The 9,403-nt window shown below is 58.8% G+C and carries 11 protein-coding genes and 4 pseudogenes; 9 read left to right on the top strand and 6 right to left on the bottom strand.

The genetic code is table 11. From position 1 onward, the window contains the following. Nucleotides 1–138: 138 nt before the first annotated feature. Nucleotides 139–243: pseudogene (locus HX884_RS23840) on the bottom strand (transposase domain-containing protein); the annotation flags it as partial. Continuing rightward, a complete protein-coding gene (locus tag HX884_RS23835; RefSeq protein ID WP_004118209.1) occupies nucleotides 200–463 on the bottom strand; it encodes a transposase in 264 nt (87 codons plus the stop codon). The pseudogene HX884_RS23840 and the gene HX884_RS23835, both read right to left, overlap by 44 nt. Nucleotides 464–477: 14 nt before the next feature. On the opposite strand from HX884_RS23835, the gene HX884_RS23830 reads away from it, so the two are divergent. The 8 genes and pseudogenes from HX884_RS23830 to HX884_RS23800 all read left to right on the top strand — a co-directional run bounded on the left by HX884_RS23830 (nucleotide 478) and on the right by HX884_RS23800 (nucleotide 6,904). After that, a complete protein-coding gene (locus tag HX884_RS23830) occupies nucleotides 478–741 on the top strand; it encodes a hypothetical protein (RefSeq protein ID WP_015386469.1) in 264 nt (87 codons plus the stop codon). A gap of 243 nt (nucleotides 742–984) precedes the next feature. Continuing rightward, on the top strand, nucleotides 985–1,266 hold the full coding sequence (locus HX884_RS23825; protein ID WP_004152118.1) for a helix-turn-helix domain-containing protein: 282 nt from the start codon (nucleotides 985–987) through the stop codon (nucleotides 1,264–1,266). 34 nt (nucleotides 1,267–1,300) lie between these two features. Continuing rightward, entirely contained in the window at nucleotides 1,301–1,870 is a 570-nt protein-coding gene (gene hsp20 / locus HX884_RS23820; RefSeq protein ID WP_004152117.1) for a small heat shock protein sHSP20, read from the top strand. 105 nt (nucleotides 1,871–1,975) lie between these two features. Next, nucleotides 1,976–4,771 (top strand): heat shock survival AAA family ATPase ClpK, encoded by a 2,796-nt coding sequence (gene clpK, locus HX884_RS23815; protein WP_178328897.1) that lies wholly within the window; start codon nucleotides 1,976–1,978, stop codon nucleotides 4,769–4,771. Continuing rightward, a complete protein-coding gene (locus HX884_RS23810; protein WP_004152115.1) occupies nucleotides 4,771–4,968 on the top strand; it encodes a hypothetical protein in 198 nt (65 codons plus the stop codon). The genes clpK and HX884_RS23810 overlap by 1 nt, the downstream gene beginning before the upstream one ends. Nucleotides 4,969–5,205: 237 nt before the next feature. Next, nucleotides 5,206–5,352 (top strand): annotated as a pseudogene (locus HX884_RS27375) (diguanylate cyclase); the annotation flags it as partial. A gap of 114 nt (nucleotides 5,353–5,466) precedes the next feature. Next, a pseudogene (locus HX884_RS23805) lies at nucleotides 5,467–5,955 on the top strand (phosphate-starvation-inducible PsiE family protein). After that, complete coding sequence (locus HX884_RS23800; protein ID WP_004152113.1) at nucleotides 5,942–6,904, top strand: zinc metalloprotease HtpX; 963 nt, start codon at nucleotides 5,942–5,944, stop codon at nucleotides 6,902–6,904. The pseudogene HX884_RS23805 and the gene HX884_RS23800 overlap by 14 nt, the downstream one beginning before the upstream one ends. A 24-nt stretch (nucleotides 6,905–6,928) precedes the next feature. Here the strand turns inward: HX884_RS23800 and HX884_RS27580 are convergent, their stop codons facing one another. Beyond that, nucleotides 6,929–7,060: a hypothetical protein gene (locus HX884_RS27580; RefSeq protein ID WP_256025477.1), complete on the bottom strand. Its 132-nt coding sequence runs from the start codon at nucleotides 7,058–7,060 to the stop codon at nucleotides 6,929–6,931. On the opposite strand from HX884_RS27580, the pseudogene HX884_RS23795 reads away from it, so the two are divergent. After that, nucleotides 7,060–8,246 (top strand): annotated as a pseudogene (locus HX884_RS23795) (IS3 family transposase); the annotation flags it as partial. The gene HX884_RS27580 and the pseudogene HX884_RS23795 sit on opposite strands and share 1 nt — an antisense overlap. 153 nt (nucleotides 8,247–8,399) lie before the next feature. Here the strand turns inward: HX884_RS23795 and HX884_RS23790 are convergent. The 3 genes from HX884_RS23790 to HX884_RS23780 all read right to left on the bottom strand — a co-directional run. After that, complete coding sequence (locus tag HX884_RS23790) at nucleotides 8,400–8,885, bottom strand: GNAT family N-acetyltransferase (protein WP_013087269.1); 486 nt, start codon at nucleotides 8,883–8,885, stop codon at nucleotides 8,400–8,402. Next, on the bottom strand, nucleotides 8,873–9,139 hold the full coding sequence (locus HX884_RS23785; RefSeq protein WP_007869691.1) for a DUF1778 domain-containing protein: 267 nt from the start codon (nucleotides 9,137–9,139) through the stop codon (nucleotides 8,873–8,875). The genes HX884_RS23790 and HX884_RS23785 overlap by 13 nt, the downstream gene beginning before the upstream one ends. A gap of 173 nt (nucleotides 9,140–9,312) precedes the next feature. Beyond that, the coding region (locus tag HX884_RS23780) for an IS1 family transposase (protein WP_218620126.1) at nucleotides 9,313–9,403 on the bottom strand (91 nt) is incomplete at its 5' end.

Below are 9,403 nucleotides of genomic sequence, written 5' to 3'. Positions count from 1 at the left end.
GGACATCGTTAACTTAAGATACAAAAGCTGTTCGGAGATGGAGGGTCAAGATCAGGGTGACCTGCGCCATGATGTTATCCGAGCCCTGTTTCCTAATCACTACACCGGTATTTGATTACCCAGGTCAACTTCAGGCTGTTACAGGGACGGCAACCGTGTCAGCACATCCTTGAGATAGGCATACGGATCGTGCCCATTATTACGGGCCGACTGGATCAAACTCATGATCGCAGCAGCGCGCTTGAGTATGCGAACCCACGCCGAGCATTTGAGAAGGCAACGGGATGAACGCTGGCTGGATAGCCGTGGTTTTCTGGGTAGGCAGCCGAATCCATTTGTGATCGAGGTTGGCATTGAGGCTGTAGCCCAAGGCGATGTTTGCGATGGAGGCACCGGGTTCAGAACACTCCTGAATGACCTGAGCCTTGAAAGATTTGCTGTAGGTACGGCGCTGAGGGCGCATGGAAAATCCGCTTGATGGGCCATGGCCTTCGGCGGCGGTGTCGGGAAGGTGTGTTGGCCGGACGGATACTGTTGAACTACGTTGTCTGGGGCAACGGAAGTGTTTCGGCCCGACTCTGGAACGCGATCCGCAGCGACGACTGGGCAATTCCGCACGTTAGCCTGAGCAGCCTCGGGGAAATCGTCGTCTGGGCGCGCCCAGACGAGTTTCCGTCAAGGAACATGCAGACGAGCAAGGGGCTGCGGGCACTCGGCTACAACGTGAGGATCGGTGTTTGATCGAGGCGCCTGTGGTACACGCAGGCTGACGAGCCAGGCGCTGTCCATTGCCTGATCAGACCGCCCCGCTGCGCCTTGCCTGAGCAGTTGACCTGCATCAATGGGGCGGGAGAACGCTGTACATTGACTCTTGAAGGCTGTCATGGTAAGCGTAATATCTTACAAAGTATTACAAGGATTTCCTTGGCCGGAACCGCAAAGCGACGCGATTGGAGAGGGTGAGATGAAAGCGCACCTACAGGGATGAAAGCGCACCTACAGGTGATTTTCACGCTCGATGAATTGGCTGCGTACTTGAAAGTCGGCAAGCGGACGCTTTATCGGCTCGCCGCGCACGGGGAAATTCCGGCTTTCAAGGTGGGCGGGACGTGGCGGTTTCCTCAAAGTGAAATCGATCAGTGGATCAATGATCAGACCCGAGCCGCAGCAAAGAAGGAGGTGATGCGCAAGCGTGAACAGCAGAAGTCATCCGAGCAGCCCGTGTCGCCTGGGCGCACTGCCCGTCACAGCAGGCAAAGGGCTTGAGTAACTCGTTTTCCAATTTTTCTGGAGGTATGACATGGACATCGATTTCAAGAAGTTGGCTCCCTGGAACTGGTTCAAGAACGAGCAGCAAGAGCAGCAGACCGTCTCTTCCCTGCCGGTGCAGCGCAATGACCTGCCAGCGGCGAGCGGGCCAGTCAGCCCGATCCTGCAACTGCATCGGGAAATCGACCGGCTGTTCGATGACGCATTCCGGGGCTTCGGTTTTCCGGCGTTGAACATGCCGCAGTGGCCATCCGATTGGTCGGGCATGCTGAAGCCGGCCCTGGACATCCAGGAAACCGACAAGCAGTACAAGATTGCCCTGGAAGTGCCCGGTGTCGAGGAGAAGGACATCCAGATCACTCTCGACAACGACGTGCTGATGGTGCGTGGCGAGAAGCGCCAGGAACAGGAGAAGAAGGAAGGTGGCTTCCACCGTGTGGAGCGCTCCTACGGCAGCTTTCAGCGTGCCTTGAACCTGCCTGACGACGCCAACCAGGATTCGATCAAGGCATCGTTCAAGAACGGGGTGCTCACGGTCACGATCGACAAGCGCGAGGTCAGCGCGCCGAAGCAGGGACGCTCGATCCCGATCAACGGCTGACGTCGCCGGCTCGTTCGTCACAAGAAAAACCCGGCACGAGACGAGGAGTCGCGGTTCGCGATGCCTCGTCGCCTCAACCTTGTCAACCTTCTCAGGAGCATCAGCATGGCCAGAAAACAATGCCAGGTCTGCGGCCAACCCGCCACCGTGCGGGTGGAAGCCAATCTCAACGGTCGTCACAGCACCATGCTGTTGTGCGACGACCATTACCGGCAATTAGTGCGCCAGCAAAAGCGCACCGTTTCGCCGCTGGAAGCCTTGTTCGGCTCGCGCAGCGGCCTGTTCGAGGACTTCCTCGGCAGTGACTTCTTCCGCATCGGCGACGACGCGACGCCAGTTGCCGCCGATACCGATGACGTGGTCGATGCCTCGTTTGGCGAGCCCGCCGCCGCAGGTTCGGGTGCGCCGCGCCGTCGCGGCAGTGGGCTGGCCAGCCGCATCAGCGAACAGTCGGAAGCCTTGCTGCAGGAGGCCGCCAAACACGCTGCCGAATTTGGCCGCTCCGAGGTGGATACCGAACATCTGCTGCTGGCGCTGGCCGACAGCGACGTGGTCAAGACCATCCTGGGTCAGTTCAAGATCAAGGTCGATGACCTCAAGCGGCAGATCGAGTCTGAGGCCAAGCGCGGGGACAAGCCCTTCGAGGGCGAGATCGGCGTGTCGCCGCGCGTGAAGGATGCGCTCAGCCGCGCCTTCGTGGCCTCCAATGAACTCGGCCATTCTTATGTCGGTCCAGAGCATTTCCTGATCGGTCTGGCTGAGGAAGGCGAAGGGCTGGCCGCCAACCTGCTGCGCCGCTACGGCCTGACGCCGCAGGCGCTGCGCCAACAGGTCAGCAAGGTGGTCGGCAAGGGCGCCGAGGATGGCCGCGCTGAGACGCCGACCAACACGCCAGAACTCGACAAGTACTCGCGCGACCTGACCAAGATGGCGCGCGACGGCAAGCTCGACCCGGTGATCGGCCGCGCGCAGGAGATCGAAACCACCATCGAGGTGCTGGCCCGGCGCAAGAAGAACAACCCGGTGCTGATCGGCGAGCCGGGTGTGGGCAAGACCGCCATCGTCGAAGGGCTGGCGCAGCGCATGGTGGCGGGTGAAGTGCCCGAGACCTTGCGCGACAAGCGCCTGGTGGAACTCAACATCAACGCCATGGTGGCCGGCGCCAAATATCGCGGCGAGTTCGAGGAGCGCGTGCAGAAGGTGCTGAAGGAGGTGACCGAGCACCAGGGCGAGCTGATTTTGTTCATCGACGAGGTGCACACCATCGTCGGTGCCGGCCAGGGCGGTGGCGAAGGCGGGCTGGACGTGGCCAACGTGTTCAAACCGATGATGGCGCGCGGTGAACTCAACCTGATCGGCGCCACGACGCTGAACGAGTACCAGAAATACATCGAGAAGGATGCCGCACTGGAGCGGCGCTTCCAGCCGGTGACGGTGCCCGAGCCGACGGTGGCCCAGGCTATCATGATTCTGCGCGGCCTGCGCGACACCTTCGAGGCGCACCACAAGGTCAGCATCTCCGAGGACGCGATCATCGCGGCGGCCGAGTTGTCCGACCGCTATATCACGGCGCGCTTCCTGCCGGACAAGGCGATCGACCTGCTCGACCAGGCGGCCGCGCGCGTCAAGCTGTCGGCCACGGCCCGGCCGGTGGCCGTGCAGGAGCTGGAGTCCGAACTGCACCAGCTGCGGCGTGAACAGGATTACGTGGCCGCGCGCAAGCAGTACGACCAGGCCGCCGAGCTCGGCAAGCGCATCGAAGCCAAGGAGGCCGAGCTCAAGAAGCTCGTCGAGAACTGGGAGCGGGAGCGGGCCTCCGGCAGTGCCGAGGTCAAGGCGGAACACGTGGCGCAGATCGTCTCGCGCCTGACCGGCATCCCGGTCAACGAGTTGACGGTGGAAGAGCGCGAAAAGCTGCTGCACTTGGAACAACGGCTGCACGAGCGCCTGGTGGGACAAGACGAGGCGGTCCGTGCCGTGGCCGATGCCGTGCGGCTGTCCCGCGCCGGCCTGCGCGAAGGCAGCAAACCGGTGGCTACCTTCCTGTTTCTGGGCCCGACCGGGGTGGGCAAGACCGAGCTCGCCAAGGCATTGGCCGAATCGATCTACGGCGATGAGCACGCCCTGTTGCGCATCGACATGTCGGAATATGGCGAACGCCATACCGTGGCGCGGCTGGTGGGCGCGCCTCCGGGCTATGTCGGTTACGACGAAGGCGGTCAGCTCACCGAGAAGGTGCGGCGCAAGCCCTACAGCGTGCTGCTGCTCGACGAGATCGAGAAGGCACACCCTGACGTATACAACATCCTGCTGCAAGTGTTCGACGACGGTCGCCTCACCGACGGCAAGGGCCGGGTGGTGGATTTCACCAACACCATCATCATCGCCACGTCCAACCTGGGTTCGGACATCATCCAGCGACGGCTGAAGGCGCGCGGGGCGGCCGGCGAGGAGTACGAAAAGACCAAGGCCGGAGTCATGGACGTGCTGCGCGGCCATTTCCGGCCCGAGTTCCTCAACCGCATCGACGAGATCATCGTCTTCCATGCGCTGGGCAAGGAGGAGATCCGCCACATCGTCGGCCTGCAGCTCGATCGCGTGGCGCGCAGCGCCGCCAGCCAGGGCGTGACGCTCACTTTCGATCAGACGCTGATCGACCATTTCGCGGAAGAAGGCTACAAGCCCGAGTTCGGTGCGCGTGAACTCAAGCGCCTGATCCGCAGCGAGCTGGAAACTGCGCTGGCGCGCGAGATGCTCGGCGGCGGTATCGGCAAGGGCGATCACGCCAGCGCACGCTGGGACGACAAGGCCGAACGCGTGGTGTTCGAACGCAAAGAGCCACCGCAGACCCCGGCCGAGCCGGAGCAGCCGGATGCCGCGAAGGCGAGCGACGCATCTTGATGGCGGGCGAGGCTGCCGTGTCCGACCCCATCGGCCTGGCACTGGCATGGGCAGCCTCCCTGGCCTCGATCGCGGTGGCGGTCGTGGCCGCAGGTCACGCGGGCGTCTACAAGCGTGATGAGCAGTCGGCCACGCCGTGGGGACTGCTCATCAGCGGCGGCACTGCCCTCCCGCTCGCTGGCCATCCGTTCGCGTGACGGCGCGGCCCATCTGTTCACCTGATCCTCTGGCAACTCGACTTTCGAGGAACAAGGCCCATGGCTGGGTGACGCGGGCAGGCAACTGATAGTCGGTACTCTGTTCGACATCTCTTCTCGCAAGGAAATAGAGCAGCAGTTGCTGCGTATGGTGATCACCGACCCCTTTGCTTCACGGTTGAGGGAACATGTTCGCGCAACCGACATGGCTGCCCGGATTGGGGGGAGGAATTCGCTGTGTTGTTGGAAGCGGTATCGATAGAAGGCGCCCAAGTATGGGCGGAGCGATTTCGTCAGGACACTGCGGCGACAGCGGTGGTGTGTGGAGAGGTGTCGATCAGCTATAGCGCCAGCATGGGGGTGGCTCTCCTTGCCCCCCGTTTGCACTCTGTCGAGCAGGTGATGCTGCAGGCGGACAGCGCGCTCTACCAGGCAAAAAAGACGAGGGTGCAACCAAGTTGTGGGCGCACAAGTATTTCAGAATTGAGAGGAGTGGCGATGAAGGAAAAGCAAGCAGACCCGATCAAAACATTTCGCGCCCAATGGGCAGTGATGACGTTCTACGAGCGCTTTGAACAGGTGATCGCGCTCGCGCTGTCCGCAATCATTGCCGTTATCATCGTGGTCTCGCTGCTGCAGCTGATCTCGATCGTCTTCAGCCTGCTGATCATTGATGCATTCAATCCGCTCGATCACAAGGTCTTCCAGACCGTGTTCGGCATGATCATGACGCTGCTCATTGCCATGGAGTTCAAGCATTCCATCGTGAGGGTGGCCTTGCGGCGCGACAGCATCATCTAGGTCAAGACGGTGATCCTGATCGGGCTGATCGCCCTGGCGCGTAAATTCGTGATCCTCGACCCGGAGACCGGCCCCGCCAAGGTCGCGGCGCTTGCAGGCGCGACACTGGCCCTCGGGGCGACTTACTGGCTGCTGCGCGAGCGCGATGACCGGACAGCCGGGGAAAGCTCAGATGATCAGTCGTGATCTGCGCCACGCGCAGAATGTCGGCGCGCGGCATCGCTGGCACAATCGCCTGCAAACCGTGCTGTTGGTGCTGACCCTGCTCGGAATTGCCGCCGTCGCTGGCAGCCTGCTGTTGGGTGACGGCGGGCTTTGGCTGGCGCTTGCGGCTGCGGGGTTCACCCTGCTGCTTGAACCGGCGGCCGCCTCCGGGCTGACCTTGCGGCTGTATGGCGCACGCCCCCTGCACCCGGATGAAGCGCCCGATCTTTGGGCTGTGTTGCGCGAACTGGCGGCGCGGGCCGGGCTGCCTACCGTGCCGGTACCGCACTACGTGCCCAGCGGGGTCGTCAACGCCTTCGCCACCGGTTCGAAGCATCACGCGGCCATCGCGCTGACCGACGGCCTGCTGCGTAGCCTCACGCCCCGCGAGTTGACCGGCGTGCTCGGCCACGAAATCGCGCATATTGCGAACGAGGATTTGCGTGTCATGGGCTTGGCCGATTCCATCAGCCGGCTCACCCATCTTCTGGCCTTGTTGGGGCAGCTTGCGATCGTGCTCAGCTTGCCAACGCTATTGCTTGGAGTCACGGAAGTCAATTGGCCCGCGTTGCTTCTACTTGCGGTCGCGCCACAGCTGGCCTTGCTGGCTCAGTTGGGCTTGTCCAGGGTGCGCGAATTCGACGCCGACCGGCTCGCTGCCGAATTGACCGGCGACCCGCACGGGCTGGCCTCAGCGCTCGCCAAGATCGAGCGGGTGAGCCGCTCCTGGCGCGCCTGGCTGCTGCCCGGATGGGGCAATCCGGAACCCTCCTGGTTGCGCACGCATCCAGCGACGGCTGAACGCATTGAGCGCTTGCTGGAACTTGCTCCGCCGCCCGCGATGCCGCCGTTTCCATCGGCCCGTTTCGACCCCGAAGTGACCGTATCACCACGTCCGCCACGCTGGCGCACTGGCGGCCTTTGGCGCTGATTTCAACATGGAGAATGACGTGACCTACCCGACCCCTACAGCCGCCCGGCGCCGGATCGATTCATCCGGCGCTGGCTCGTCATCACTGGCTGCATCGCCGCACTCATGCTGCTGTGGCAGTTCCTGCCCGCCATCGAAGCCTGGTTCAGTCCCCACGAAACAAATGCTTCAGCCCGGAAGAGAGGTCTCAGGCCGTCCGGGAGCTCTGTAACCGACGTGGAACCGCGCGTAAAGTTGCACAAAGCATAGGCGTCAGCGTCCCGGTCCTGTACAAATGGAAGAAAGACCTTATCAGTGACGAGGCTTATCAATCCATGCGCAAACGAAAGTCAGCCCCTCAGGATAAAAATCAGGATGCTTTACTCGGTGAAATCCAGCGTCTCAGGAAGCAGATTCATCAGCTGCAGCTCGAACGTGACATACTGACAAAGGCGAATGAACTGATAAAAAAAGATCTGGGCGTCAGCTTTCTGAAACTGAAAAACAGGGAGAAAACCCTGATAGTTGATGCCCTTAAGAAAAAGTACCCCGTTGCTGAGTTGCTAAGCGTTCTGCAACTTGCCCGCAGCTGTTATTTTTACCAAAACGTCTGTACGATAAGTATGCGGAAATACGCGTGATCATGGCCGATATCTTTGAGGAGAATTACCGCTGTTACGGCTATCGGCGCCTTCACGCGATGCTTCGCGGTAACAACAGGGTTATTTCTGAAAAGGTTGTCCGCAGACTGATGGCAGAAGAGCAGCTCGTTGTTAAGCGCACCAGGCGACGACGATACAACTCTTACTGTGGCGAAATCGGCCCGGCACCGGAAAATTTACTCGCCCGGGATTTTAGTTCCTGCAGGCCAAATGAGAAGTGGCTGACCGATATTACGGAGTTCCAGCTTCCGGCTGGAAAAGTCTATCTGTCGCCGGTTATCGACTGCTTTGATGGCCTGGTTGTAAGCTGGTCGATAGGAACACGCCCGGACGCGACGCTGGTGAATACGATGCTCGATGACGCACTCGATACGCTCAACGAACATGATAAACCAGTGATACACAGCGATCGTGGTGGCCATTACCGGTGGCCGGGCTGGCTCGAGCGTATCAACACCTCCGGACTTATAAGGTCCATGTCGCGCAAAGGATGCTCGTCGGATAATGCTGCGTGTGAAGGCTTCTTCGGGCGTATCAAAAACGAAATGTTCTATGGCAGAGACTGGGCGGGTATCACGCTGGAAAAATTTATCTGCTTCCTGGACAGGTACATACGCTGGTATAACGAGAAACGTATCAAGCTATCATTAGGTGCAATGAGTCCTGTGAAGTACCGGCAGCATCTTGGGATCACAACATAACAGTCCAGGAAAACATCCGCAGCCCCTGAGACGACAATAACGCTTTGTGCTGACAATACAGGTGCGCATAACAAAGATTATGTTAAATTCAATAGTAAAATCATTATAAATCAATATCTTAAATATCGAACAAGCCCCTTCCTTCCTCAAACCTCACTGTGGTAACTTTAAAAACAATGTCCGTTCCTGAGTTTGTGATGCCTTAAAGCCATGGTGAAGATAAAAGTTTTTGGCTTCTTCAGTCAGTGCATGAACCATAATCGCACGGACTCCAATATTCTCAGCTACACGGTAACAGCGCAGAACTGCATCATGCAGTAAATCGGCCCCGAGCCCTTGGCCACGGTATGAAACATCAACTGCCAGGCGAGCAAGTATGATTACGGGAATTGGATCTGGCATATTGCGCCTGAGGCTTCCCATTGCTTCCACGTGGTTAACGCTGCCGGTGGCCAGAGAGTAAAAACCGACAACCTGTTTAGTGTCTCTTTTACAAACGACGAACGTTCGTGCTGCACCAAGAGCTTGGTTTTTTAATCCCCTCTGTTTAAGCCAGTCATCAAGTACTGCCTCACCACTGACGAACTCTGCTAGTTGATGGGAGCTGGATAATGGTTCTGGTGCTGTTACACGTCCCACTGAGGTTTCCTTGCCAGAAGTTTATCAATAGCCGCCTCATCCGAAACCGGTGCATCGAGCATATCGATAAACTCTGCATACTGCTCATCGTTAAAATTAAATACGCGACGATCGAGGATCACATTCTCCGCAGCCTGACATGCCATTTCCAGGATGAAGTCCGTGCGTGATTTATGGAGAATCTCTGCTGCAGCATCAATAAGTGCTCTTTGAGATTCTTTAGCTCTAAGGTTGAGCTGAACATCTGATTTCATGAGTGCGCTCCTTGTATAGCGATTGCTTTACAAGCATATCATATGGATTCTGTATAGCAAAAGCTATACGGTTTTTTAAGTGCAGTGAACATACGAAAGAGTCAACTTGCAACTATTAGGTAAAGCTCTTCCTCTAAATTATTTTCCTTGCTCTGGCCGGTAATGACTCCAACTTAATGATAGTGTTTTATGTTCAGATAATGCCCGACGACTTTGTCATGCAGCTCCACCGATTTTGAGAACGACAGTGACTTCCTGCCCAGC

The organism is Enterobacter sp. SECR19-1250, assembly GCF_013391025.1.
GTDB classification, from domain to species: Bacteria; Pseudomonadota; Gammaproteobacteria; order Enterobacterales; family Enterobacteriaceae; genus Enterobacter; species Enterobacter cloacae.
The sequence above is the reverse complement of the archived record's forward strand: the minus strand, read 5'-3'. Positions and strand labels throughout refer to the sequence as shown.

Excerpts from the sequence above, each read along its gene's own strand:
- HX884_RS23785 (WP_007869691.1), bottom strand. The coding sequence starts at position 9,139 with ATGAAATCAGATGTTCAGCTCAACCTTAGAGCTAAAGAATCTCAAAGA.
- HX884_RS23825 (WP_004152118.1), top strand. The coding sequence starts at position 985 with ATGAAAGCGCACCTACAGGTGATTTTCACGCTCGATGAATTGGCTGCG.
- HX884_RS23810 (WP_004152115.1), top strand. The coding sequence starts at position 4,771 with ATGGCGGGCGAGGCTGCCGTGTCCGACCCCATCGGCCTGGCACTGGCA.
- HX884_RS23835 (WP_004118209.1), bottom strand. The coding sequence starts at position 463 with ATGCGCCCTCAGCGCCGTACCTACAGCAAATCTTTCAAGGCTCAGGTC.
- HX884_RS23830 (WP_015386469.1), top strand. The coding sequence starts at position 478 with ATGGGCCATGGCCTTCGGCGGCGGTGTCGGGAAGGTGTGTTGGCCGGA.
- hsp20 (WP_004152117.1), top strand. The coding sequence starts at position 1,301 with ATGGACATCGATTTCAAGAAGTTGGCTCCCTGGAACTGGTTCAAGAAC.
- HX884_RS23800 (WP_004152113.1), top strand. The coding sequence starts at position 5,942 with ATGATCAGTCGTGATCTGCGCCACGCGCAGAATGTCGGCGCGCGGCAT.
- clpK (WP_178328897.1), top strand. The coding sequence starts at position 1,976 with ATGGCCAGAAAACAATGCCAGGTCTGCGGCCAACCCGCCACCGTGCGG.